Source organism: Streptomyces asiaticus (genome assembly GCF_018138715.1).
In the GTDB taxonomy this organism is placed as follows: Bacteria; Actinomycetota; Actinomycetes; order Streptomycetales; family Streptomycetaceae; genus Streptomyces; species Streptomyces asiaticus.
Genome location: NZ_JAGSHX010000001.1, coordinates 1,069,372 through 1,093,757, shown reverse-complemented (window position 1 = coordinate 1,093,757; position 24,386 = coordinate 1,069,372). Strand labels below are relative to the sequence as shown.

Genomic DNA, 24,386 nt, shown 5'->3' with positions numbered 1-24,386 from the left:
TTGCCGTGCGTGCGCACGGGAGGCGTCGTGGACGCCCGGCGGGCGGGTTGTTCAGTGTGCGGTGAGGCCGCCGTCGACGACGAGTTCCGAGCCGGTGACGAAGGAGGAGTCGTCGCCGGCGAGGAAGAGGATCGCGGGGGCGACCCCATCGGCGCGGCCGACTCGGCGCATGGGGTGCGCTGGATGTCCGGTTGCTGGTCGCCCTGCTCGTCCAGGAGGTCCTGGATCATCGGTGTGGCGACCACTCCGGGATGTATCGAGTTGACCCGTACGCCCTGCCGTGCGTACTCGACCGCGGCCGTCTTGCTCAGCAGGCGCACCGCGCGCTTCGACGCCTGGTGGGCCGCGGCCGCGCCGCTGCCCACCAGGCCGAGCACGGACGAGGTGTTGATCACCGACGCGTTGCCGCTCGCTCGCAGCAGCGGCATCGCCGCCCTCATACCGAGCCAGGTGCCTTTCTGGTTCACGTCGATCACGCGGTCCCACGCCTCCTCCCGCGTGTCCTCGATACCCGGCCAGTCCAGGATTCCGGCGAGGTTCACCAGCACGTCCAGCACTCCGAAACGATCGCGTACGAGGGCCGTCACCTCCTCCCATTCCCGGGCGGAGGAGACATCGAGGAGGGCGGTCGCCACCTCCGCGCCACCCGCCTCGAGGCGCCGCGCCGGCTTCTGGAGGGGTTCCCGGGCTACATCGGTGATCACCAGCCGGGCGCCCTCCTGGGCGAAGAGTTCGGCGGTCGCCGCACCGATCCCCCCGGTCGCGCCCGTGATCAGGGCCACCTTGCCCTCAAGACGTCGTCCGGTCATGAATACGGTCCTTCCCTTGCGTTTGATACGTCTGTCAGCGACTGCTGCCTGCCTCGGCAGTCGGTCCGCTCCCACGAGGAGTCGGTCTCCCCGACCGGAGCAGCTGCTGCCCGAACCCCGTTGTCCCGCCACGCTCGCCCCCCCGCTACGACTGGCTCGACTCTCGGTACAGCACGAGGTGTTCGTGGTAGAGCACTCCGTCGCGGATGTCCCCTGTGGCGGTGAACCCGGTGTCGTCGACGTAGTCCAGGTGACTACCGGTGACCGTGTAACGGCCGGTGTACGCACTGGCCCGCTCGCCGCGAGCCTCGTCGTAACGGCCGTCCGGCAGCAGCTCCTGCCGGATGTGCCCGTCCTCGGTCACCCACATACCGACCACGTCCACGTGGCCGTCCTCGATCGCGGCCATGGCGGCCTCCTCTCCTCGAAGGGTGCGGTCCTTCCCGTTCCACCGAGTCTGCGCAGGTCAGCGATGACCGACCAGGACGCTTGCTGCCTGGGTGCACCACACCCAGGCAGCACGGCGGCGCGCCGCCTAGCCTGAGGACATGGACGACAACCGCATGGGGGACTTCCTGCGCGCGTGCCGCGCCGCCCTGCGCCCGCACGACGTCGGGATGCCGAGCCACGGGACCCGCAGAGTCGCCGGGCTGCGCCGCGAGGAGGTCGCCGTCCTGGCCGGAATGAACGCCGACTACTACACCCGCCTGGAACAGGGCCGCGAACGCAACCCTTCGTCCCAGGTGATCGCCGCTCTCAGTCATGCGCTGCACCTCGACGAGGACGCCAGGGTGCACCTGTACCGGCTGGCCGGGGCCGCCCCCGCCGACCGGCTGTCGCCTCGCCGCACCGAGCGCGTCAGCCCCGCCCTGCGACAGCTGATGGACGGCTACCCCAACACCCCGGCGTTCGTCATGAACAGGACCCTCGACCTCCTCGCGGTCAACGCGCTGGCCCAAGCCCTCTACTCGGCGTTCACCCGGGCGGACAACCTCGCCCGCATGACGTTCCTCGACCCGGTCGGCCCCACCTTCCACACGGACTGGAACCGGGCGGCACAAGCCACCGTCGCCAACCTCCGCGAGGCGACCGGCTTCGAACCGGACAACCCGCGGCTGCGCGAACTCGTCGGCACCCTCACCGAGCACAGCGCGGACTTCGCGCGCCTGTGGCAGTCCCACACCGTGCGAGGCAAGACGCAGGACGCCAAACACTTCCTCCACCCGGATGTCGGCCCGCTCACGCTCACCTACCAGGCGTTCGACGTACGCGAGACACCCGGCCAGCAGCTCGTCATCTACCACGCCGAACCGGGCAGCCCCAGCGCCCACTCCCTCCGCCTGCTCGGCTCCCTCCACGCCACCCGGCGCCAAGACCGCTCCCAGCACACAGCTGATCAGCCAACACAACCCGGAGACCCGCACCGATAGTGCGACTTCGCCTCAGCGCGTTTCATAGGTGGTCCTATCTGGAACGGCTGGGCGCCACGAACGGAATCCGGGCCGAAAGGGTGCTGGCACAGAGCTCCTGGCTGGAGTCGCGGCAGGACTCCATCAAGCGGCTCGCCATCGTGAGCGGCCAGTCCCGCGAAACCCTCCTGCACGCGATCCCTCAACTCGGCCAGGAACCAGGGCCGTTCCTCACCGACCACCCGGACTTCTCCGTGAACGCCCCGTGCCGGCTCCGCGTTGCCCGACGGACCGGAAGCTATTCCCACTTCTCAAGGGTCTCCGTCTGGAGCTCTCGTTTCCACGATCAAGTCTGCCTCCGGCACAAGATCTGGACCGGCCGCTCAGCCGAGAACTACATGCAACAGGTCGACGTCACCGACCTCCCCGACGTGCTCCAGGCACAACGGCGGCACTACCGGCTCCTACGCAAACACGGACACGTCGTGCCCAGCGCCTGCTTCGAACACTGCTCCGACCTCTGGGACGCTGTCGTCCGACGCGGATACCGCCCCAGCGACCGCCGCCGCCGTCTCGGCATCCTGGGCATCAGCCATCCCGAAATCTGGGACCCCCGCCGCTACATCGCCGTCTATCCCGAGGTCGTCGCGGCCACCGCGCTCTACGCCTCCCCTCACCGGAGGAAGCTCGCGCGCTCCGAGGACAGCGGATACCTCCACTTCCGGACCGAGTTCATCCGCCAGCTGCCACAGGAACGGATCCTTCGGCGGAGCAGCAAGCCGTGGTTCCTCAAAGAACTGGGAGACACCGCTCTACGCATCGAGGACGCCATAGCGGCATATGCCACATCGCGAGATGCCCGGACTCCACCGAGACAGCCGGAGCCCTGGACATCTCAACCGACTCCGGGCACCCCAGGTCAGCAGACCCTGCTACCGCACTCAAATGAGACAGAACAACATGCCGCGCCTCAAGAGGCGCCTGAAGAGCCACCCAAGAAGGCAAGTACGTCTTGACAATTTCAAACTGTCAAGGCTTACTTGCCTCATGACTCTTCCAGACCTGGACGATCTCATCGCGGAAGTCGACAGGAGATGCGACACCGCACACCGCCCCGGTGGACAGGAACAGCCCGACTGGCTCGCCCTGCTGACCGTCGCCGCCCAACTCGCAGGCCAGATGCAGGCGCTGGCAGACGACCTGGTCGAGGACTACGTCGAGCACTGCCGGATGCACGGCAACTCATGGACAGACATCGGCACCGCCCTGGGCGTGACCCGGCAGGCGGTCCAGCAACGCTTCCACGCCCCTCACAAGCGCTACAGCCCCGAGACGATGACCGACGACCTCCGCCAGGCGATGATCCACGTCAAGCAGGCGGCAGTGCACCACCGCAACAACTACATCGGCACCGAGCACCTGCTCTGGGGGCTGACCGCCGAGGACAACAGCGCCACTCGGCTCCTGCAGGCTGCCGATGTTTCGCCGGAGACGGTCCACAGATCCGTCGGAACCCGGCTGAGCATGGGCGCCTCCCAGGCAGCCGAGCGCATCGCCTGGACGCCCTACTCCCGCAAGGCCATCGCCATCGCAGAGGCGCGATCCGAGCAGAACGGATCCGACCGCATCGACTGCGACGACCTTCTGATCGGACTCGCCCAGGTCGGCCGCGGAGTCGCCGCCGATGTTCTGACCGAGGCCGGCCTCGACCCGGCTGCCCTCGACGCCACAACTGCGGACGCCTGAGCCCATCACGGCCCCGGCGACCACTACCCCCGGACAGGGAGAGAACGGCTCACTGCCCGGACTTGAGTGAGACATGCCGACGAACCCCGTCTCACTCAAGCCTGGGCACCGCAGGTCAGCGCAACACGATGCCCGGACTTATCTGAGACAGGACAGCACAGATGCCTGCAGGAGGTGACATTCGAAGACGGTCCGCAGCAGGACGCAACCCGAAGCCTTCCGGCCAGCCGAAAAATCGCCCTTACGTCCAGCTGGGTGACAGCCCGTCTGGCTCTCCGTGCGGCACTGGCTGGCCGCTGAGAGCGTCCAGGAGAATGCGGTCACCGAGCGGCTTCCGCATCTGCACCCTCACGCTCTGTTCGATCATCTCGGAGCTGCAGGCGCCGCTTCGTGCCCCTGCGACAGATGCGTACAGCACTATGCTCTCGCTCGTCTCCAGCGCCTTGACGACGGGGCCGTCGTCGCAGGCTCCGTGTGTGGCCTTCACGGTGATGGAGCGGCCGTCCATCGCCGTTCCGGCGAGCCGGGTGACATGCCCGAGGCTGCCCGCAGACCCTTGCCGAGCTTGTCCGATCGGCGAGCTTGGAAGTTTTGACGGGGTGACGGCGACACGCTTAAGCGGGGTGTCGTAGCCCTCCAGCGTGAAGAGCCAAGCGGGAACGGAGGCTCAGGTGGTTGCGGTAGAGGGGGTGGGCATCGTGCCGCATCACCACCACCTCGTCGACCACGGCCATCTGCTCGGCCAGGGCCACCGTCTCGGGGACGACGGCGAAGCAGGCGTTGTGCCCGGCGGCGGTGGTGAACCGCGCGGGAATGTCCTGCTGGTTCAGGTGGGCGTAACGGGCGGCGGTGCCCTGGCGGGAATCGGCCTCGCGGACCGCCAGGGCCACCAGTTGCACGCGGTAGCCCGCCTGCCCGTCCACGGCCGCGCGGGCGGCGAACTGGGCAGCACTTTCCGGGGTGATCTCGATGACCATGTCCCCGCGGCACTGTGCGGGGCTTCATCCGCCTCCTGGTCGAGGTCATCGACTTCGGCGCGATTGAGGCTGCCGCGCCCGTGGTCACCGCGCTCAGGCAGCTCCCGCAGCTGATCGGCCGGAAGAAGATCGGCGCTGCCGAGGTGGCCGGGGAGCTGGTGACCGGGTCCTGGCGGCGGCTGGTGTTCGCCAACCCGAGCCTGCCGGACGGCGTGGTGGACAAGGCCGCCTACTCCTTCTGCATCCTCGAGCACCTCCATCGCGGCCTGCGGCGGCGGGACATCTACGCCCGTGCCGGCGACCGGTGGGGTGACCCGCGACGTATGCCGCGTAGTTCTCCGAGTTGACGGCCCGGCCGGCCTCGGCTGTGAGGTGCTCGACCGAGGCGATGGTCGGGACCTGCCGCCCGTCGACAGTGGAGGTGATCAGTTCGATCCGGCGGGCCAGTTCGGCGACGACGCTGGGAGCCGACTCGACCAGCAGCCTCCCGTCCCGCCATGAGAACCGCGACGCCCTGCCAATACCGGTGCTGCGATGCGAGTCGCCAGGAAAGCCACGTGGCTGTACGGCAGCGCCGGGTTCTCGGTCAGCAGCAGGTAGACCCGCTCGGTGTCACCGCCGTAGCCGACCAGGCCCGTGCACGGCTTGATCGGTCCCTCCGTGTCACGGGCCGCCACCTCGTAGACCCTGCACTCCGTGCACCGGAACAAGTCGGTGACCTGCTCGTACTCGAACTCGTGGCCGCCGAAGCCGTTGTCCGGCTCGCTGACGCCGAATGCCGTGCCCGCGCCAGCGGCGCCGCGCCGGGCCTGGGTGTACTTGACGCCGTCGCGCTCCTGTCGAGCGCGGGCGCGGGACTTGGGGCCGCCTGCTCCGCTCTTGGTCATCTCAGCCTCTCTCGCGGCATCCCACGCATCCCGCCGGGCTCATCGACATCCGGGCGGAAACGGTCGCACGTGCTGCGACTTCGAGGGGCGCCGGGACGCTCTCCCGGGGGTCCTTGGCCGTCTGCCGGGCAGCTTGGGTGCCGGTGACCATGGCGTGCGGCGTGCGCGTCCTGCCGCTGCCCACAGCGTAGCGACCGGCACCGACAGCAGCCCGGACGCGGGACCAACGGGCGTCAGAACCAGCGGGGCGGATCCGCCCGCATCGTCGAGCCTGTGACCTGCGAGAACTCAGCATGATGGAGCCTCCAGCCGGGGCGGTCGGCTGAAGGCTCCATCGTCCGCGCTCACGGAGGAGAGCTTCGGGCGGATCCGCCCGAAGCTCCACGGAGAGTGGACCCAGATCACATCGTCTTGCCGGGCACGGTCAGTGTGACGGGGCACAGCATGGCGTACACCCGGCCGCGGTCCTGGGCGGCCGGGATGTCGGCCGGGTGCGCGAGGTCCCCGGCGAGCGCGATGAACACCTTGTGCCGACGGGCCAGACGCCGCCACGCCTTCGAGGCGTTCAGGGTGCCCGCGTAGAAGGTCACTCCGCCGGGGCCGGTCACCGTGAACAGGTCACCGGGCACGTCCAGGACAGCCGACCAGCCATCGGCGGGCTCGGCCCAACCCGCGAAGTCGTCGAACTTCGCCCAGCTGCCAGTGGCCAGACCGAGCAGGTACGGGTCGGGCCCGCTCCCGCAGTCCGGCGTGAACGTCTCGATACGGCTGGTGGTGAACACCACCTGGGCCCGGCTGAGGTGATCGACACTCCATGCCTGCATGTCCATCGGGACCGGCGGCCCGGACAGGTCGACGCCGTACATGCTCTGCGAGGCCCTGCCCATGCCCTCAGCCGACCGGGGCGAGGACAGCGTCGTACTGTTCGACAGCCCAGGGCAGCACCACGCAGGAGAGCAGGAACCAGTCGCTGTAGCGGTACAGGTCCCAGTCGCGCACCGGGAAGTGGAACTCGGAGGCCGCGAACTCCTCCGAGGAGTCCCCAAGGGGCGGTCGGCGTCAACGCGGCCCTCGAAGCGGCCCAGCGTGCGCATCAGGGGTGTGACCCAGATACGCCAGAAACCCGGCACTGGATGATCTTGGCCCCGGAAGGCTCTCGGGGCCGAGGTCCTGGTAAGGCACGTCGGTGGTGAGCATGTGGTAGGCGGAGACGAGCATGCTGTGCGCGATGGCGACGATGGTGCGTTTCTCGCCGCGCCGCGGTCGCAGCCGGTGGTACTGGGCGGCGAGATACGTGCCCTTGGTGCGGCCGATGGCCAGGGCGGCGACGCCGAGTCCGCCCTTGAGCCACACGTTGCCGTGCCGGGTCGGTGCCCGTTTGCGTTTCCCTGCGGACTCGCGGTTGCCGGGGGCGAGCCCGGCTCAGGCGGCCAGGTGCCCGGCGCTCGGGAACCGGCTCATGTCCGCGCCCATCTCCGCGATCATCACGTGGGCCACCGTGGTGCTGATCCCGGGGATCGTGATCAGCAGATCGACCTGGTGGCGAAAGGGGGCGATCTGTCGTTCTCGTCGTCCTGCTGGAACGACTGCTGCTCCCGTGAGCCCGGGAGATCACCGGCTGACCGGACTCCACCCGTAGTTCCACCCGTGGGTCCAGGCGCGTATGGGCCCGTGCCAGCAGGCTTGAGGCATGACAACGACTGACTGGATCACCGACATCGCCCTCCTCCTCGTCGTCTTCCGGCAGCTGCGGGAGGGCCGCCTCGACGCCAAGTCGTACGTGATCCCCCTGGGGATCGTGGCCTTCGTCGCGCACAGCTACCTGACCACCGTGCCCACGGCCGGCAACGACCCGGTGCTGATCGGCGCGCTCGTCGCCGTCGGCGCGGCCCTCGGCGTCGTGGGCGGCGTCTACACCCGTATACGCAAGGTCGGCGCGCATCTGTTCATCAAGGCGGGCGCGGTCTCCGCGACCGTGTGGGTGCTGGGCATGGGGGCGCGGATGGGCTTCCAGCTGTGGGTCGACCACGGCGGCGCCGACGACGTGGCCCGCTTCAGCCTGGCGCACCAGATCACCACGGGGGACGCGTGGGTGGCCGCGTTCGTGCTGATGGCACTCACCGAGGTGGTCACGCGGCTGGGCACCATATTTCTCCGCGGCCGCATGGCCACCCGGGAGCTGCGGCAGCCGGCCGTGGACGGACGGGTCGCGGCGGTCGCCGCGGACCGGACGGTCTGAGTACGGGTTATCGTCGCGCCGTGTCCGCTTCCGACAATCCCCCAGCCCCCGGGCCGGCTTCCGAACGGGAGCCCGGCCCTCGGGTCGTGCTCCGGCACGACGCCTCTCTCCAGTGGGCCGTCACCCTGCTGGTCATCGCCATCGCGGTCATCACCGTCCGGCCGGTGGGCGTCAGCGGCCGCGGCCTGGCCGTGGTCGCCCTGCTGGTGGTCAACTCAGTCGCCCTGCTCGCCAGACACCTGCCGCCCGCCTTCCCACACCGGGCCGCGCTGGTCTGGCTGACCGCCGGTGTCGTGGCGTCCGCCGGCCTGCTGGAGGTGAGCAGCAGCGGCTCCGGCTACCTCTTCGCCTACTTCCTCGTCGGCCACGCCGGCTACCGCCTCGCCCTCAAGCCGGCCCTGGCGGTCGCGGCCCTGTCCAGTCTGCTGTGCGGCGCTGTCTTCTATTTCTACGTCGGCCCCGATCACCAGGTGCTCACCTGGACCTTCGGCCTCAGCACCGGCATCCCGGTGGTGGCCGGAATCCTGGGCCGCGGCAGGCAACAGGCAGTGGAGGCGAGGCTCCAGGCCGCCGAGTCCGCCGAGCGGGCCGCGCGGGCCGAGGCGCGAACGGCCGTGCTCACCGAACGCGGCCGCATCGCCCGCGACGTCCACGATGTGCTGGCGCACTCGCTGGCCGGGATCAACATGCACCTGGAGCTGGCGGACGCCTTGATGGACACCGGCGACCTGGAGAAGGTCCGCGCGGCGCACAACAAGGCGCAGAGCCTTGTCAGGGAGAGCCTGAAACAGGCCCAGTGGACCGTGCACGCGCTGCGCGAGGACTCCCTTCCGCTGCTCGAGAGCCTGACCGCCATGATCGAGTCGTCCGGCCACCGCGAGGTGCTCACCGTCACCGGGGCCGTCCGAGAGCTGTCGGCACAGGTCACCCAGAACGTGCTGCGCATCGCGCAGGAGGCGCTGACCAACGCGGCCCGGCACGCTCCCGGGGCCGAGATCGCGGTGGAGCTGACGTTCGACGCCGCCTCGACCAGCCTTGCCGTCCGCAACGGGCCCGCGACCGGTGAGGCGACCGCGAGTGTCGGCAGTGGCATGGGACTGATAGGAATGCGCGAACGCGTCGCCCTGCTGGGCGGCACCCTCACCGCGGGTCCGCTCACCGAGGGACCGGACCGGGGCGGCTGGCAGGTGGAGGCAGTGATCCGAGGATGACGACGAACGAACCGGCCCAGGAGCCACGGAACCCGCAGGACCCGCTGACCGAGCGCTCGCTGAAGGTGATCGTCGCCGACGACCAGGCCACCGTCCGCGAGCCCTTGGCCGCGGTGCTCGACATGACCGAGGACATCGACGTCGTGGCCGCCGCCGCGGACGGTACCGAGGTGCTCGCCGCCGTGGCCGCCACACCGGTCGACGTCGTCCTGATGGACCTGCGCATGCCTGTCATGGACGGCACCGAGGCCACCCGCCGGCTGAGCGAGGAACACCCGGGAACGGCCGTGGTCGTGCTGACCACCTTCGCCGACGACGACTCGATCCTGGCCGCCCTGAGCGCCGGCGCCCGCGGCTATCTGACGAAGAACGCGGGGCGCCAGGACATCGTCCGTGCGATCCGGGCCGCCGCCGCGGGACAGTCCGTACTCGACCACGAGGTGCAGAACCGCCTCCTGGCCACCGTCCGCACGCGCCCGCCGGCCGACGCGCAGTCGCTCCCCCCGGGCCTCACCCGCCGCGAACGCGAGGTGCTCACCCTTATCGGCCAGGGCCTGCCCAACCGGGCCATCGCCGAGAAACTCTTCATCAGCGAGGCCACGGTCAAGACCCACATCAACAACCTGTTCGCCAAAGCCGGCATCCGGGACCGCGCCGACGCCGTCCGCCGCGCCATCGCGGCCGGCCTGGCATGACCGGGGTGTGACCGAGATACGCGCCAAAGGGGCAACGGGATGATCTTGAAGCCCTGATCTGCTCGGATTTATGTGCGGCGGCGTGCGGCGGGGTCGCGTTCGGCGACGTGTGGCCGAGAAGGTCAAGCTGACCGGCGCGAAGAACGGCGCGGGTACGACTCCCGACGAGATGGCACTGTCGATCATCGGTGGCATGGTCGCGGGTGCGGACAGCATCGACGACCTGGATGTTCTGCGCCACGGCGGCCTGCCGCGCCTGCTCGGCGGCATGCGCGCTCCATCCACGCCGGGCACGTTCCTGCGTGCTTTCACCTGGGGACACGTACGTCAACTGGAGGCCGCCGCACGGGCGTTCACCTGCAACCTGGCCGATACCGGGCCCGGAGGGCGGCTTCCCGAGCGACCACTATTCCGGTCGAGGCCCGCCTTGAGCTCCCCCAGAAGGCCCATGCCGTTGCGTAGGGGCCGTGGCCGTGCGGGTATGGCGGGCTCGGACGAAACCCCGGCGTCGGCGTGACAGGGTCAGGTGCCGGCGCTCAACGCGGGCTGCGCCGGCTCCGGTAGGCCGCGACACTGGCCCGGTGTGCGCAGGTTCGGGTGCAGTACTGCTTCGAGCCGTTGCGCGAGAGGTCCACGAAAGTGGCCCGGCAGGTCGGCCCGGCACATACGCCGAGACGAGCGGGACCGAGCGTGGCGATCACGGATGCCAGTGCGCTGAGCGTAGTCGCGGCAAGGTGCGCCGAGCAGCGGTCGGTGTCGGAGGTCACCTCGGTCCACCAGCGGTCGTCCTCGTGGCGCAGTACCGGGGTGGCGCGGCTGCGACGCAGACCGTCGTTGATCAGAGCCGCAGCTTCGACCGCGTCCGCGTTCGCCCGTTCGAGCACCTCACGCACCGTCTCGCGCAACGCGCGGACTTCCGCCAGGTCGGCGCGGGTGAGATGCCGCGGACCGGTCCCTTGGTTCGCGGCCGAACTCGGAGGCTCAGCCGCGGGATGGTCGTCAAGGAAGTCCCGGAGCTGCTCCACGGTCTCGAGCGTGTCCTCTCCCTTGATCGGCCTCAAGGTGTTGGCCAGGTCGACGGCCGTCTGGACCACCAATGGACTGTGATACGCATCCTGCATTTGACGTGTCTCCTCACTGCCCCGTAATGTTACACCCAAAGGAGCTTTAGCATGTCACAACATACTCGGCAGGGGACGACGCCGCAGACGATCCCGTCTGGAGGGGCCCCGGCACCGCAGCGAACCGACGCCCCGGACGGGCGTCGGCTGGGGCTGACTTTGGGGATGCTGGTGCTGCCGATGTACGTGGCACTGGGAGCGCCGTCGGTGGCCCTGCCGGCCATCGGCCGCGCACTCGCGGTGCCGTTCGGGGCCACCGCATGGATTCTCGCCGCGTGGTCGCTGACCTCCGCGCTCGCGATGCCGGTCGCGGGTCGGCTGCTGGTCCGCTGGAGCCCCTTCCAGGTCCTCGTCGCCGGGGTCGTGGCGCTCGCCGCGGGCTCCGTGCTCGCCGGAGCCGGGCCGACACTGTCTGTCGTGATCGTCGGCCGACTGATCGGCGGCGCCGGGGCGGGCGCGACCGTGATCGCCGTCTTTGCCGCGACCACAGCCCTTCCCGGGCGGCAACGGATCCGCGCCCTGGGAATCATCGCGGCCGCCAGCGCGACGGCGTCGGGGTGCGGGACACTGCTGGGCGGGGCGGTGACCGCATGGCTCGGGTGGCGTGCCGTACTCGCGATCCCGGTCCTCGCGCTGCCCCTCCTGCTGGCCGCATTGCCGAGTACGCGCGCGCTGACGCGGAGCGGTAGCGGCGAGCGAAACGGCTCGACCGGGCCACTCGACATCGTCGGCGCGGCCGTGCTGTCGGTACTTGCCGGCTCCTTGATCACGTTGCTGCAGGCACACTCGGTCGGCCTGCCCGCTCCGGTCACCCTCGTCGTGGCTGCCGCCGGGGCGCTCGCCGCCGTGGGACTGTGGTGGCGCGTGCGAAGCACGCCCGACGGGTTCGTGCCTCGGCGGGTGCTCGCCTCCCGCGGCTTCCTTGCGGCCGGGCTCATCGGCGGGACCGTCTTCGCCGGCTATTACGGGGTGCTGTTCCGCGCCCCGTCCCTGATCGAGCAGGCCACGGGCGGTGGCCCCCTGGAAGCCGGCGTGCTCTTGGTCCCGGCCGCCGCCTGCTCGGTGCTGGCCGGGCGGCTGGTCGGCACCTTGACCGACCGGTTCGCCGGCTGGCAGGTGTCGGCCGGGCTTGCGGCACTCACCGTCGTCGGCGTGCTCGTGGTCGCGATCTTCACCGGACCAATCCCGATTGTCGTCGGCACGGCGTTGACCGTGTGCGGGTTCGCCGGCGCCCAAGCCGTACTGGTGAGCCTCGCGCCGGACCTGGTCGCCGCGGACGACCGCGACACCGCACAGGGCCTGCTCAACTTCATGAACGCCCTGGGTGGCGGGATCGGTCCGGCCGCTGTCGCGGGTCTGTCCGGCATCGTGCCGGGGCCGGTGGCCCTCGCCGTGCTCGCGGCACTCCCCCTGGCCGGACTCGTCCTCAGCCTGACCCGGCGCCCTACCGCCGACCGCCGCCCCGAGCCCGACGCCACGCGTGGGAGCCCGCGATGACGGTCCACCTGCCTCTGATCCGATAACGCCTTGACCAGTAAGGAGCCTTGCCATGTCCGCCGAGCCATTCGAGGTCAGCATCACCGAAGCCGAGATCGCGGATCTGCGGACACGATTGCGACGGACACGGTGGCCCGAGCGCGAGCCGGTGGACGACTGGTCACAGGGTTTGCCGCTGGCGTATGCGCAGGAGCTTTGCCGCAGCTGGGCCGAGGACTACGATTTCGGGTTCGCCGAGCGGCTGAACGTGTTCCCGCAGTACCGCGACACGATCGACGGGCTGGGCATCCACTTCCTGCACGTCCGCTCGCCGGAGCCGGACGCGTTCCCGCTCGTGCTCACGCACGGGTGGCCGGGTTCGGTGCTCGAGTTCCTGGAGGTCCTCGGCCCGCTGACCGACCCGCGCGCGCACGGCGGTGACCCGGCGGACGCGTTCCACGTGGTCGCGCCGTCGTTGCCCGGGTACGGCTGGAGTGACAAGCCGTCGAATACCGGGTGGGGCATCACTCGCACCGCGCGCGCCTGGGACACGTTGATGGTCTCGCTGGGTTATGAACGGTACGGCGCGCAGGGCGGTGACTGGGGTTCGGCGGTGTCCGCGGTGCTGGGCGAGGTGGCGCCCGAGCGGGTCGCCGGCGTGCACCTGAACCTGGGATCCGTGGCGGCGGGCACGTTCGACGACCCGACGCCCGCGGAGCTGGCGAATCTCGAGGCCGAGAAGGAGATGCAGCGCACCGGCCGGGGGTACTCGGCGATCCAGGCGACCCGGCCGCAGACGCTCGGCTACGGCCTCACCGACTCCCCGGCGGGGCAGGCCGCCTGGATCGCCGAGAAGTTCTGGGCGTGGACGGACAACGACGGCCATCCCGAGGACGCGTTGTCGCGGCAGACGATCCTCGACGAGATCTCGGTCTATTGGTTCACCGCGTCGGCCACGTCGTCGGCGCGCCTGTACTGGGAGAGCTTCGCCAACTTCCGGGACAAGGTGACCGCGCCATCCGGGCTGTCGGTCTACCCCCGCGACATAACCCGCCCGTCGAGGCGGGAGGCCGAGCTTCGGTTCACCGACCTGCGCTGGTTCGAGGAGCTGCCGCATGGTGGCCACTTCGCCGCGCTGGAGCAGCCGGAGTCGCTGGTCAAGCAGGTGCGCGGGTTCTTCCGCCTGTTCCGCTGACTGTCCGTGCCACCCCCGGGGAAGCCCACGCCCAGGGGATGGTCCTGTCCGTCCCCCGGGTCACCGGCAAAACGACGGCCGCGCTCGGCGAGCGGACGCTGGTGATCATCGCCCTCGAACCAGGAGCGGTTCTTCTTCCTGGACGACGTCGACCGCGATCTGATTGCGTTGCGGCGCTCCACGCATCACCAATTGGGCTTCGCGCTTCAGATGTGCACCGTGCGCTACATCGGCCGGTTCCTCCCGGACGATCCACTCGACGCCCCGTGGCCGGTGGTCGAGCACTTGGCCGCGCAGCTCGGCATCGAGGACCCGTCGGTGGTGAAGCGGTACACCGAGCGGCCGAAGACGGCCTACGAGCACGCGTGGGAGATCCGGGACGCCTACGAGTACCACGAGTACGAGGACTCGGAGTGGTCTCGGCGATTCCGTACGTTCCTGCACGGGCGGGCGTGGACGCACGCCGAGGGGCCGAAGGCGCTGTTCAACCAGGCGGTGGGCTGGCTGCGCCGCAACCGGGTGCTGCTGCCGGGGGTGAGCGTGCCGGCCCGGCAGGTGTCGGAGGGGCGGACGGTCGCTGAGAAGCGGCTGCACGCCACGGTCGCTGGGCCGCGCGGCGGGCGGACCCGTCGCTGCCCGGCGACCTGGTGGAGACGCTGACGACGCCGGAGGGCTCGCGGTTCTCGGATCTGGAGCGGCTGCGTCGGCCGCCGAGGCGGACGACCGGGACGGCGTTCGCCCGCGCGCTGGAGCGGGTGGACGAGATCAGCGCGTTCCAGCTCGGGCGGTTGAAGCTGTCGCAGATCCCGCCGAACCGGATGGCGGCGCTCGCTCGGTACGCGTTGGGGTCGAAGGCGGCGTTGCTGGAGCGGGCGGCGGAGCCGAAGCGCACGGCGATGCTCACCGCGGTGATGCGGCACCTGGAGGCGAAGGCGATCGACGAGGCCCTGGACCTGTTCCAGGTCCTCATGGCCTCCCGGCTGCTGAACACGGCGAAGCGGAAGACGGAGAAGGAACGGCTGTCCACGATGCCGCAGCTGGAGAAGGCGTCCAGGTTGGTCGCCCGCGCGTGGGAGATGCTGGTCGAGGAGCTGGAGACGGTCGAGGAACACGGCACCGACGTGGACGTGGCCGCGCTGTGGGCGGCGCTGGAGGAAGTCGCCCCGCGCGCCGCCGTGAGGACCGCCGCGGCCACGGTGGTCTCCCTCGTGCCCGAGGGTGAGGACGCGGCCGGGATCGCGATGCGGGCCGCGCTCGTGACCCGGTACAACACGGTGAAGCCGTTCCTCGCCCTGCTGGGCGAGTCGAATGCGCTGTCCGCGGCCAGTGGCGGCAAGCGGGTCCTCGCCGGGGTCCGAGCGCTTCCGGCGCTGGCCCGGCGGAAAGTGAGCGTGAAGCCGCTGCTGCCGCGCGAGGTCGACGACAAGCTGGTGCCGCCGACCTGGCGCAAGGCGGTCTACGCCAACCCCGATCTGCCGCAGGGCGCGGTGGACCGGGACGCGTACGTGGTGTGCGTGCTGGAGCAGTTACACCGGGCCCTGAACAACCGCGATGTGTTCGCCACCCCTTCGCACCGCTGGTCCAACCCGCGGGCCCGCCTGCTGGAGGGCGCAGAGTGGGAGGCCGTGTGCGAGGACGTCCTGGCGGCCCTGAGCCTGGACATGCCCGTCGAGGAGCACCTGGCGGACCTGGTGCGCGGCCTGGACGCGGGATGGAAGCAGCTCCTCGAACGCCTCGAAGAGGCCGGACCGGCAGCGAAGGTCACCATCGAGGTGCAGGACAACGGGCGGGCGAAGCTGAACGTCGACAAGCTCGGCGCACTGGGTGAACCGAAGTCCCTGGCCTCGCTGCGCAAACGGGTCGAGAAGATGCTCCCGAAGATCGACCTGCCGGACCTGCTGTTCGAGGTGCACTTCTGGACCGGCTTCCTCGACGTCTTCGTCCACCTCGGCGACGGCACCACCCGCATGAAGGACCTGGCCACATCCCTCGTCGCCCTGCTCGTGTCGGAGGCGTGCAACATCGGCCTGACCCCGGTGGTGAACCCGGCGCACGAGGCGCTCACCCGGGCCCGACTCGTCCACGTCGACCAGTACTACCTGCGCGCCGACACCATCACCGCGGCAAACGCGAAGCTGATCGAGGCCCAAGCCCAGGTGCCCATCGTGCAGTTCTGGGGCAACGGACTGCTCGCCTCGGTCGACGGACTGCGGTTCGTCGTCCCTGTGCGCACGATCAGCTCGGCGCCGTCACCGAAGTACTTCGGCTTCAAGCGCGGTATCACCTGGCTCAATGCCGTCAACGACCAGGTCGCGGGCATCGGGCAGATGGTCGTGCCCGGCACCCCGCACGACTCCCTGCATATCCTGGACGCGCTGCTGAACCTCGACGGTGGGGTCAAGCCGGAGATGGGACGTGAGGGGCGCCCGACTCCGCTGGGGGCGGCGTTCGCGGAGTACGGGCGGATCGCCAAGACGGAGCACCTGCTGCGGGTGGTCGACCCGGTGGACGACACCTACCGCCGGCAGATGAACCGGCAGCTCACCGTGCAGGAATCCCGCCACCAGCTCGCGCGGGACGTGTGCCACGGCAAGCGCGGCACCATCCACCAGGCGTATCGCGACGGCATGGAGGACCAGCTCGGCGCGCTCGGCCTGGCCCTCAACGCCATCGTGCTCTGGACAACGAAGTACATCGACGCCGCCGTCGAACAGCTCCACCCTGAAGGCCACGAGATCCGCGAGGAGGACATCGCCCGGCTCTCCCCGCTCAAGCACCGCAACCTGAACCTGCTCGGCCGCTACAGCTTCACCGCCAGCACCCCGGCCGCCGGCGCCCTGCGCCCGCTGCGCGACCCGGACGCCCCCGAGCTGGACGAGGACGAGGACGGGCAGAGGTGAGTTCCAGAGTGGATCAGAACGCTCGTCGCTTCATGGCCTGCGGTGTTGGGCTCGCAGTCCGTCGAGGATGAACTCCACCATCCTGCGCCGGGCTTCGGGGGCCGCGTGTGCGACGCCGATGACGGAGAGCAGCAGCGGGTGCAGGTCGTCGGGGCCGAAGTCCGCTCGCAGGGTGCCGTCCCGGTGCGCCTTCTCCATCAGGACGAACCCGCGTTCCAGCCCCTGCCCGCAGACCTCGTGCAGGGGCGGGGTGAGTTCGGAGCGCGCGGTGAGCGCGTCGCGCAGGACCGCGTCGCTGCCGCCCAGAGCGCCCAGACCCTCGACGTACGCGGCGAAACGCTCCCAGGCGGTGGTCTTGCCCTCCGCGGCGTCGATCACCGCGGCGACCTTGCCGGCCGCCACCTGAGGCGCGACGGCCTCGATGAGCCCGGCACGGCCGCCGAAGCGGTGGTAAATGGTGCCCGGACTGACCCCGGCGCGGCGGGCGATTTCCCCGAGCGGGCAGTCCAGTCCTCGTTCGGCGAACATCTCGACGGCCACGGCGGTGATCTTCTCGATGCTGCGCCGGGCGTCTCTGCGCAAGGGCGTCGTCACGTCCCCTCCTCCCTGCCTTCCTCGGGTCCCGTGTCCCGCGTCACCTATGCGTACGTAATTTGACGCTGCCATCAAGATAACTTACGGTCTCGACCGAAACAACTTGACGCAGCCATCAAATTAGCCAGACGAGGCGGTACGGACCATGTCCAAGACGATCGCGATTTTCGGAGCCGGTTCGGGGCTGGGCGCGGCGACCGCGCGACGGTTCGGCCGCGAGGGGTACGCGGTGGCGCTCGTCGCCCGCCGCCCGGAACCTCTCGCCGAGCTGGCGGCGCGGCTCGGCACCGAGGGGATCGACGCCGAATCCTTCACCGCCGACCTCTCCGACCCATCGGTCGTACCCGGTCTCCTCGAACGGATCACCACCCGCTTCGACCGCATCGATGTCGTCGCGTACGCCCCGGTCGGCTCGGTCACCAAGTTCACGCGGCCGGCGTCGCAGATGAATGCCGAGTTCCTGCGCGAGCACATCGACCTGCTCCTCAACACCCCGGTCGAGCTCGCGCGCGCCGTCGTTCCGCCGATGGTCGAGCGGGGGGACGGCGGCTTCCTGGTCGCCCTGGGCGCCTCCGCCCAGGACGCTTCGGCCGCGCCCGGCATGAGCGGCGCCCCGAGCGTCGCCGCCGCCACCCGGCACTGGGTGCACGCCCTGAACCAGGACCTCGCCGCCACGGGCGTCTACGCCGGTCTGCTCCTGGTGGGGGCGGTCGTCGACGGCAGCCAGGGACAGCGCGAGGCGGAGGCGCTCGGTATCGACCTGACAGCGCTCCCCACCGTCGCACCCGCCGACCTCGCCGACGTGTACTTCGACCTGTTCACCAAGCGGGACCACGTGGAGCAGATCGCCCCGCAGAACGCGTCCTGACCGGCCGCACCCCCTGCGCCCCGGCCCAGAGCGAGGTGCACCCCACGCGGGCGCAAGCGCTCGGCACATTCGCACATGCAGACTCCAGGAGCACCCATGGACTCGAAGACCATCGTCATCACCGGCGCGAGCGACGGCGTCGGCGCGGAGGCAGCCCGCCAGCTCCACCACCATGGCCACCGGGTCGTCGTGGTGGGACGATCCCCGCACAAGACCAACGCCATCGGCGATGAACTCGGCGTCGACCGTCACGTCGCCGACTTCTCCCGCCTCGCGGACGTCCGCCGGGTCGCCTCCGACCTGCAGAACGCCCACCCCACCATCGACGTTCTGGCCAACAACGCCGGCGGCATCTTCGGCGACCCCACCAAGACCGAGGACGGATTCGACGTGACCTTCCAGGTCAACCACCTCGCGCCGTTTCTCCTCACGCACCTGCTCCTGGACACCCTCACCGCCAGCACGGCATCGGTGATCCAGACCTCCAGCGCCGGGGCCCGCCTGTTCGGAAAAGTCGTCCTCGACGACCTCGAACACGACCGGGACTTCACCCCGCAGCGCGCCTACGGCACCGCCAAGCTGGACAACATCCTCTTCACCCAAGAACTGCACCGCCGTTTCCACGGTCAAGGCATCTCCGCGGCTGCCTTTCACCCCGGCACAGTGGCCTCCAGCTTCGCCTCCAACTCCGGCAACTTCGTGCAGCGCATGTACGGCAGCCGCATCGCCCGGCGGCTGATGACGACACCGCAGAAGGCCGCCGGGCAACTCGTCTGGCTCGCCGAGGGCCGCCCTGGCACAGACTGGCTCTCCGGTGCCTACTACGAGAAGCGGAAACCCGCCAAGCGCACCCATCCCCAGACGCGCGACGAGAACATCTCCCGACAGCTGTGGGACAGGAGCGAACAGATGCTGTCGCTTCCCCCGAACCTCGGGAAGACCACCAACGCCTGACGATCGCCGGACGGTACCTGTCGTCAAACGATCGTTTGACGACAGGCGGTCGACGTGTCCAATGAACCCGTGCGATCCGGGGGTTCGCGGCGGCGCGAATGCCTGGGCCACCTGCTCACCGCGTTCGTCACCGCGCGGGTCGATCAGCACCGGCTGGCCGAGGTGTCCGAGGCGCTGGCGGGCATCGCCGAAGTCGTGGAGGTCTTCGGCCTCAGCGGCGAGACCGATCTGCTCGTACGGGTGGTCGCCGCCGACGCGGACGACCTGTACCGGATCGCGGGGCAGATCCTCGCCATTCCCGGCATCGAGCGTACGACGACGGCCCTGGCCATGCGCGAACTGGTGCCGCACCGCCTCACCCCGCTGCTCCTTCGCCGAGCCGAGGGCAGGTAAAGCCGCGTCGCCGCCGGGGATCCGTCTACCTGGGCAGGTCATCACCGATCTGCTCGATCAGGTGCGCGAGGAAGGCCCGCACCGCCGCGGGCAGCGCGCGCCGCGCCATCGACTGGATCTGCATGCTCCGGCGGCTCAGCTCCGGATTGCGGATGGGAACGATCGCCAGATGGTCGGCGCCGAGCCGCCGCACCGTCAGCGGACCGACCAGGGTGACCCCACCGCGTAGCTGCACGAAACTCTGCAGCGCACCCGAGTAGTTGCTGACGAGAGCGGGCTCGAAGTTCAGCCCTTCCAGCGCGACGCAGACGTCGAACAGTTGCCGGATCGTGGTCCCCTCGTCCATCAGCGCGAGCGGGTACTCCAGCAGGTCCGCGAGCTCGACATGCTCCCGGTGCGCCAGCGGGTGATCCTCGGGCATCAGCGCGTAGATCGGCTGCTGCTGCGAATACTCGACCTTGATTCCCCCTTCCGGCCCGAGGCTAAAGGTGACGGCCAGGTCCGCCGTGCCGTCTATCACTTGCCGCGTGGCCGCCGCCGGACCGGTGACATTCATCCGGAACCGCACCCCCGGATGCTTTTCCCGAAATGCGGTGATAGCCGCCGGCAGGAAATCGCGCGCGAAACCCTCGCAGCTCGCGAGTTTGACGGTACTGCGGTGCAGGGCCTCGACGCCGTGCACATCGGCGAGCACCTGATCGGCCTCGAGCGCACTGCGCCGGACGTAGGCGGCGAGAATCTCGCCCGCCTCCGACAGCACCATCCCCCGAGGCCGGCGCTCGAACAGCGGGGCCCCGACATCCTGCTCCAGCTTCGCGATCTGCCGGCTGATCGCCGACGTGGCCACGTGCAGGCGCTCCGAGGCCTCGCTGATCGAACCGGTGCGCGCGACCTCGAGGAAGTAGCGCAGCGACGTGGGCAGGAGAGGCATTCTGAGAATGTACTGCAGCGCGGAGCGGGGCCGTCGAGGGCGGTGACGGGGACGACCGACCGTCGCCGTTGCCGTTGCCGTTGCCGTTGCCGTTGCCGTTGCCGTTGCCGCCAGGGCAATACACCTTTCGAAAACGCGCAATTGCTCCCTCTATCGCCGCCCTCTCGCCGCTCCGTAAACTCTGCGCACCGGCCGGATGCATTGTAAATTGCACGTTTCCGATGTTAAGGGTAATGATGACCCGTGCTGCCGTGATCGATGGTGCCACCGAATACTACGATTCCGGAGAATTCCTCGCCGACCTCGGCCGCCGGGTCGCGTTCGCGACCGAAAGCCAGGACCGGGCGCGGGCGCGGGACTTGCGTTCCTACCTCACCGACGAGCTGGCCCCGGCGCTCACCGGCCGGCTGGGCTGCGAGGCGCGCGTCGTCGACAACCCCGCCGGCGACTACCCGCTGCTCGTGGCGGTCCGGCACGAGGACGATGCGCTGCCCACGGTGCTGGTCTACGGCCACGGCGACGTCGTGCTCGGCGAGCCGGAGCGGTGGCGGACCGGCCTCGATCCGTGGCAGGTCGTGGTCGAGGGCGACCGCTGGTACGGCCGCGGCACCGCCGACAACAAGGGCCAGCACACCATCAACTTCGCGGCACTCGAGCAGGTGCTCCGCGTGCGCGGCCGGCTCGGCTTCAACCTCAAGGTGCTGGTCGAGACCGGGGAGGAGTCCGGCTCGCCGGGCCTGCGCGCGGTCTGCGCCCAGTTGCGGGACGAGCTCGCCGCCGACGTGCTGATCGCGTCCGACGGGCCGCGCGTGGCCGCGGAGCGTCCGACGCTGTTCCTCGGTTCACGCGGCTCCACCCCGTTCACACTGCGGGTCGACCTGCGCGAGGCCTCGTACCACTCCGGCAACTGGGGCGGTCTGCTGCGCAATCCGGCGACCGTGCTGGCGGGCGCGCTCGCCACCCTCGTCGACGGGCGGGGCCGCATCCTCGTGCCCGGTCTGCGGCCGCGGGAGATCCCCGGGAACGTCCGGGAAGCCCTGCGCGACATCGCGGTCGGCAGCGGACCGGACGATCCGCCCGTCGACGAGGGCTGGGGCGAACCCGGTCTCACCCCGGCCGAGCGCCTCGTCGGCTGGAACAGCGTCGAGGTGCTGTCGCTCGCCGCCGGCAACCCGGACAACCCGGTCAATGCCATTCCCGGCAGCGCACACGCGCACTGCCAGCTCCGGTCCGTGGTCGGCACCGAAGTCGACAAGCTCGGCGTCATCCTCCGCAAGCATCTGGACGAGCAGGGATTTCCCATGGTCGACGTCGAGGTCGGCCCGACCATGCCGCCGACCCGGACGGATCCGGACGACCCCTGGGTGCGCTGGGCACTCGGCTCGATCAGCCGGACCACCGGCACGGAACCCGCGCTGCTGCCGAACCTCGGCGGCAGCCTTCCCAACGACGCGTTCGCAGGCGAGCTCGGGTTGTGCACACTCTGGATCCCGCACTCCTACCCCGCCTGCGCCCAGCACGCCCCGGACGAGCACCTGCTGGCCCCCGTGGCGCGGGAGAGCCTGCGCATCATGGCCGGCGTGTTCTGGGACCTCGGCGAGGACTCTCCCGTGAGGAGTCACCCATGACCGCACCCACACAGACAGTCGCCCCCGAAGCACCGGTGAAGGTGCACCGCGTCATCATCGCCGCGTCCATCGGGAACGCGCTGGAATGGTTCGACATCCTCGTCTACGGCTTCTTCGCCGCGACGATCTCGAAACAGTTCTTCCCCACCGCCGACGAGACCGTGTCGCTGCTGCTGACGCTCGGCACGTTCGCGGTGGCCTATGTGGTCCGTCCGCTGGGGGCACTCGTGCTCGGCGGGTATGCCGACCGTGCCGGGCGCAAGCGTGCGCTCATGGTGTCGATCCGGCTCATGATGGTCGCGACGCTGCTCATCGCGATCATGCCGCCGTACGCGAAGATCGGGCTCGTCGCGCCGATCGCGATCCTGCTCGCCCGGCTCGTCCAGGGCTTCTCCGCGGGCGGGGAGTTCGGCAGCGCCACCGCGTTCCTCGTCGAGCACATGCCCGAGAAGCGCGGCTTCATGGCCAGCTGGCAGTTCGCGAGCCAGGGCTTCGCGACGCTGCTCGCGTCGGCGTTCGGCACGGTGCTCACGGCCACGCTGTCCGACGCTCAGCTGGAGTCGTGGGGGTGGCGCATCCCCTTCTTCTTCGGTCTGCTGATCGGCCCGATCGGCTACTACATCCGGCGTTACGTCGGCGAGGCCGGTGAGTTCGTCGAGACCGCGGACCAGGAGCGCGCGCCGGTGAAGGAGACGTTCCGTACTCAGAAGGACCGCATGTTCGTGGCCATGGGCGCGCTCGCCGTGTCCACCGCGATCAGCTACTTCATCACCTACATGCCCACCTTCGCGGTGAAGGAGCTGGACCTGCCGGCGTCGACCGGATTCGCGTCCACCCTGGTCACCGGGATCGTGCTGACCGGCCTGACTCCCGTGGTGGGTCACCTGTCGGACCGGTTCGGCCGCACCCGTATCATGCTGATCTTCGCGACGCTGATCCTCGCGCTGGTGTACCCGAGCCTCGCGTTCCTGGTCGCCGCCCCGGGCTTCGGGGTGATACTCGGCGTGATGTTCCTGATCGGCGTGTTGAAGGCCGGTTACTTCGCGCCACTGCCCGCGATGATGGCGGAGCTGTTCCCGGTCACCAACCGGGCCACCGGCCTGGCGGTGAGCTACAACATCGCCGTGATGCTGTTCGGCGGCACGACGCCGCTGATCATCGTCTGGCTCGTCGACGTGACCGGCAGCAAGCTCGCGCCGACCTTCTACCTGATGTTCCTGGCCGTGCTCAGCCTGTCCTGCGTGGCGTTCGCGCGGCGCAGGCTCGACATCCACTGATCGGAGAGATCCCTTGTCCCTCAACGACTTCGACCGCTACCCGCTGCTGTTCGGCCCGTCGCCGGTGCACCGCCTGGAGCGCCTGACCACGCACCTGGGCGGCGCGGAGATCTGGGCCAAGCGCGAGGACTGCAACTCCGGCATCGCCTACGGCGGCAACAAGACCCGCAAGCTGGAATACCTCGTGGCCGATGCCCTGGCGCAGGGCTGCGACACGCTCGTGTCGATCGGCGGCGTGCAGTCCAACCACACCCGCCAGGTCGCGGCGGTCGCGGCCCGGGCGGGGCTCAAGTGCGTGCTGATCCAGGAGAGCTGGGTCGACTGGCCGGACGCGGTATACGACAAGGTCGGCAACATCCTGCTGTCCCGGCTCGCCGGAGCGGACGTGCGGCTGGTGAAGGCCGGGTTCGGCATCGGGTTCAAGGAGAGCTGGGAGCAGGCGATCGCGGAGATCGAGGCGGCGGGCGGCAAGCCGTACGCGATCCCCGCCGGCGCCTCGGACCACCGGCTCGGCGGGCTGGGCTTCGCGAACTGGGCGTTCGAGGTGGCGGAGCAGGAACAGCAGCTCGGGGTCTTCTTCGACACCATCGTGGTGTGCGCGGTCACCGGCAGCACCCAGGCCGGCATGATCGCCGGATTCGCCGCGCTGGGCGGGCGGCCGCGGCGGATCCTCGGCATCGACGCCTCGGCCAAGCCGAAGGAGACCTGGGACCAGGTGGCGCGGATCGCGCGCGGGACCGCGTCGCTCATCGGCCTGGACCGGGAGCTCACGCACGACGAGATCCTGCTCGACGAGCGCTACCACGCGGGCACCTACGGCATCCCGGACGAGTCCACCATGGACGCGATGCGGCTGGCCGCGCGGACCGAGGGCATGGTCACCGACCCGGTGTACGAGGGCAAGTCCATGGCGGCCCTCATCGACCTCGTCGCCCGGGGCGAGATCGCCAAGGACGCCAAGGTGCTCTACGCCCACCTCGGCGGGCAGCCGGCGCTGAACGGCTACAGCGCCCTGTTCGGGTAGAACCGGCGACGCCGGGGCGGGCACCCCGCGCCCGGGCCGCCCGCCCTCGATC

24 protein-coding genes and 3 pseudogenes are annotated in these 24,386 nt (G+C 69.8%); 17 read left to right on the top strand and 10 right to left on the bottom strand.

Annotation, left to right across the window (positions count from 1 at the left end):
* Nucleotides 1-51 precede the first annotated feature (51 nt).
* Nucleotides 52-809 (bottom strand): annotated as a pseudogene (locus KHP12_RS04625) (SDR family NAD(P)-dependent oxidoreductase).
* Nucleotides 810-954: 145 nt separating this feature from the next.
* A complete protein-coding gene (locus tag KHP12_RS04620; protein WP_211831508.1) occupies nucleotides 955-1,218 on the bottom strand; it encodes an Atu4866 domain-containing protein in 264 nt (87 codons plus the stop codon).
* A 139-nt stretch (nucleotides 1,219-1,357) separates the two neighbouring features.
* Here KHP12_RS04620 and KHP12_RS04615 point away from each other — a divergent pair, with 139 nt between their 5' ends.
* The 3 genes from KHP12_RS04615 (at nucleotide 1,358) to KHP12_RS04605 (ending at nucleotide 3,964) form a co-directional block, all read left to right on the top strand.
* Nucleotides 1,358-2,239 (top strand): helix-turn-helix transcriptional regulator, encoded by an 882-nt coding sequence (locus KHP12_RS04615; protein ID WP_211831506.1) that lies wholly within the window; start codon nucleotides 1,358-1,360, stop codon nucleotides 2,237-2,239.
* A gap of 80 nt (nucleotides 2,240-2,319) precedes the next feature.
* Nucleotides 2,320-3,234 (top strand): hypothetical protein, encoded by a 915-nt coding sequence (locus KHP12_RS04610; RefSeq protein ID WP_211831505.1) that lies wholly within the window; start codon nucleotides 2,320-2,322, stop codon nucleotides 3,232-3,234.
* 31 nt (nucleotides 3,235-3,265) lie between these two features.
* Nucleotides 3,266-3,964, top strand: a complete 699-nt coding sequence (locus KHP12_RS04605) for a Clp protease N-terminal domain-containing protein (protein ID WP_244203125.1) — start codon at nucleotides 3,266-3,268, stop codon at nucleotides 3,962-3,964.
* 614 nt (nucleotides 3,965-4,578) lie between these two features.
* Here the strand turns inward: KHP12_RS04605 and KHP12_RS04600 are convergent.
* On the bottom strand, nucleotides 4,579-4,941 hold the full coding sequence (locus KHP12_RS04600) for a zeta toxin family protein (protein ID WP_086884025.1): 363 nt from the start codon (nucleotides 4,939-4,941) through the stop codon (nucleotides 4,579-4,581).
* A 14-nt stretch (nucleotides 4,942-4,955) separates the two neighbouring features.
* On the opposite strand from KHP12_RS04600, the gene KHP12_RS04595 reads away from it, so the two are divergent.
* The gene (locus KHP12_RS04595; RefSeq protein ID WP_211831504.1) at nucleotides 4,956-5,288 is read left to right on the top strand and encodes a hypothetical protein; all 333 of its coding nucleotides are present in this window, start codon (nucleotides 4,956-4,958) and stop codon (nucleotides 5,286-5,288) included.
* Nucleotides 5,289-5,366: 78 nt separating this feature from the next.
* Here KHP12_RS04595 and KHP12_RS04590 read toward each other — a convergent pair whose 3' ends face one another.
* The 4 genes from KHP12_RS04590 to KHP12_RS53220 all read right to left on the bottom strand — a co-directional run bounded on the left by KHP12_RS04590 (nucleotide 5,367) and on the right by KHP12_RS53220 (nucleotide 7,352).
* Nucleotides 5,367-5,828 carry a hypothetical protein gene (locus tag KHP12_RS04590; RefSeq protein WP_211831503.1) on the bottom strand — a complete coding sequence of 154 codons (462 nt, stop codon included), beginning with the start codon at nucleotides 5,826-5,828 and terminating at the stop codon, nucleotides 5,367-5,369.
* A gap of 401 nt (nucleotides 5,829-6,229) precedes the next feature.
* Entirely contained in the window at nucleotides 6,230-6,715 is a 486-nt protein-coding gene (locus KHP12_RS04585; protein WP_211831502.1) for a hypothetical protein, read from the bottom strand.
* 172 nt (nucleotides 6,716-6,887) lie between these two features.
* Nucleotides 6,888-7,181, bottom strand: coding sequence for a hypothetical protein (locus KHP12_RS53225; protein WP_211831501.1), 294 nt, complete (start codon nucleotides 7,179-7,181; stop codon nucleotides 6,888-6,890).
* Nucleotides 7,182-7,250: 69 nt separating this feature from the next.
* Nucleotides 7,251-7,352, bottom strand: a complete 102-nt coding sequence (locus tag KHP12_RS53220) for a transposase (protein ID WP_372455166.1) — start codon at nucleotides 7,350-7,352, stop codon at nucleotides 7,251-7,253.
* Nucleotides 7,353-7,518: 166 nt separating this feature from the next.
* Between KHP12_RS53220 and KHP12_RS04570 the strand changes: the two genes are divergently transcribed.
* From KHP12_RS04570 to KHP12_RS50550, 4 genes and pseudogenes are all read left to right on the top strand, one after another.
* Nucleotides 7,519-8,067, top strand: coding sequence for a hypothetical protein (locus tag KHP12_RS04570; RefSeq protein WP_086884030.1), 549 nt, complete (start codon nucleotides 7,519-7,521; stop codon nucleotides 8,065-8,067).
* Nucleotides 8,068-8,153: 86 nt separating this feature from the next.
* A complete protein-coding gene (locus KHP12_RS04565; RefSeq protein ID WP_244203126.1) occupies nucleotides 8,154-9,278 on the top strand; it encodes a sensor histidine kinase in 1,125 nt (374 codons plus the stop codon).
* Nucleotides 9,275-9,973, top strand: a complete 699-nt coding sequence (locus tag KHP12_RS04560) for a response regulator transcription factor (protein WP_086884032.1) — start codon at nucleotides 9,275-9,277, stop codon at nucleotides 9,971-9,973. The genes KHP12_RS04565 and KHP12_RS04560 overlap by 4 nt, the downstream gene beginning before the upstream one ends.
* Before the next feature lie 178 nt (nucleotides 9,974-10,151).
* Nucleotides 10,152-10,355, top strand: a pseudogene (locus tag KHP12_RS50550) (IS1380 family transposase); the annotation flags it as partial.
* Between the two features lie 154 nt (nucleotides 10,356-10,509).
* Here the strand turns inward: KHP12_RS50550 and KHP12_RS04550 are convergent.
* On the bottom strand, nucleotides 10,510-11,094 hold the full coding sequence (locus KHP12_RS04550; protein WP_086884034.1) for a CGNR zinc finger domain-containing protein: 585 nt from the start codon (nucleotides 11,092-11,094) through the stop codon (nucleotides 10,510-10,512).
* A gap of 51 nt (nucleotides 11,095-11,145) precedes the next feature.
* On the opposite strand from KHP12_RS04550, the gene KHP12_RS04545 reads away from it, so the two are divergent.
* The 3 genes and pseudogenes from KHP12_RS04545 to KHP12_RS04535 all read left to right on the top strand — a co-directional run.
* Entirely contained in the window at nucleotides 11,146-12,591 is a 1,446-nt protein-coding gene (locus KHP12_RS04545) for an MFS transporter (RefSeq protein WP_086884035.1), read from the top strand.
* A gap of 52 nt (nucleotides 12,592-12,643) precedes the next feature.
* A complete protein-coding gene (locus tag KHP12_RS04540) occupies nucleotides 12,644-13,765 on the top strand; it encodes an epoxide hydrolase family protein (protein ID WP_086884036.1) in 1,122 nt (373 codons plus the stop codon).
* Between the two features lie 123 nt (nucleotides 13,766-13,888).
* Nucleotides 13,889-16,665 (top strand): annotated as a pseudogene (locus KHP12_RS04535) (Tn3 family transposase); the annotation flags it as partial.
* A 30-nt stretch (nucleotides 16,666-16,695) separates the two neighbouring features.
* Here the strand turns inward: KHP12_RS04535 and KHP12_RS04530 are convergent.
* Entirely contained in the window at nucleotides 16,696-17,259 is a 564-nt protein-coding gene (locus KHP12_RS04530; RefSeq protein ID WP_167442559.1) for a TetR/AcrR family transcriptional regulator, read from the bottom strand.
* Between the two features lie 145 nt (nucleotides 17,260-17,404).
* On the opposite strand from KHP12_RS04530, the gene KHP12_RS04525 reads away from it, so the two are divergent.
* From KHP12_RS04525 to KHP12_RS50545, 3 genes are all read left to right on the top strand, one after another.
* A complete protein-coding gene (locus tag KHP12_RS04525; protein WP_086882612.1) occupies nucleotides 17,405-18,127 on the top strand; it encodes an SDR family NAD(P)-dependent oxidoreductase in 723 nt (240 codons plus the stop codon).
* A gap of 96 nt (nucleotides 18,128-18,223) precedes the next feature.
* Nucleotides 18,224-19,081: an SDR family NAD(P)-dependent oxidoreductase gene (locus KHP12_RS04520; RefSeq protein ID WP_086882611.1), complete on the top strand. Its 858-nt coding sequence runs from the start codon at nucleotides 18,224-18,226 to the stop codon at nucleotides 19,079-19,081.
* 54 nt (nucleotides 19,082-19,135) lie between these two features.
* Nucleotides 19,136-19,474 carry an Lrp/AsnC family transcriptional regulator gene (locus tag KHP12_RS50545; RefSeq protein WP_086882610.1) on the top strand — a complete coding sequence of 113 codons (339 nt, stop codon included), beginning with the start codon at nucleotides 19,136-19,138 and terminating at the stop codon, nucleotides 19,472-19,474.
* Nucleotides 19,475-19,499: 25 nt separating this feature from the next.
* On the opposite strand, the gene KHP12_RS04510 is transcribed toward KHP12_RS50545, so the two are convergent.
* Nucleotides 19,500-20,405, bottom strand: a complete 906-nt coding sequence (locus KHP12_RS04510) for a LysR family transcriptional regulator (protein WP_086882609.1) — start codon at nucleotides 20,403-20,405, stop codon at nucleotides 19,500-19,502.
* Nucleotides 20,406-20,638: 233 nt separating this feature from the next.
* On the opposite strand from KHP12_RS04510, the gene KHP12_RS04505 reads away from it, so the two are divergent.
* The 3 genes from KHP12_RS04505 to KHP12_RS04495 are packed head-to-tail and all read left to right on the top strand — an operon-like array spanning nucleotide 20,639 to nucleotide 24,334.
* Complete coding sequence (locus KHP12_RS04505) at nucleotides 20,639-22,033, top strand: M20 family metallopeptidase (RefSeq protein WP_211831499.1); 1,395 nt, start codon at nucleotides 20,639-20,641, stop codon at nucleotides 22,031-22,033.
* Nucleotides 22,030-23,310 carry an MFS transporter gene (locus KHP12_RS04500; protein ID WP_086882608.1) on the top strand — a complete coding sequence of 427 codons (1,281 nt, stop codon included), beginning with the start codon at nucleotides 22,030-22,032 and terminating at the stop codon, nucleotides 23,308-23,310. Before KHP12_RS04505 ends, KHP12_RS04500 begins: the two co-directional genes overlap by 4 nt.
* Nucleotides 23,311-23,323: 13 nt before the next feature.
* On the top strand, nucleotides 23,324-24,334 hold the full coding sequence (locus KHP12_RS04495; protein WP_086882607.1) for a 1-aminocyclopropane-1-carboxylate deaminase: 1,011 nt from the start codon (nucleotides 23,324-23,326) through the stop codon (nucleotides 24,332-24,334).
* The last annotated feature ends 52 nt before the right edge of the window (nucleotides 24,335-24,386 follow it).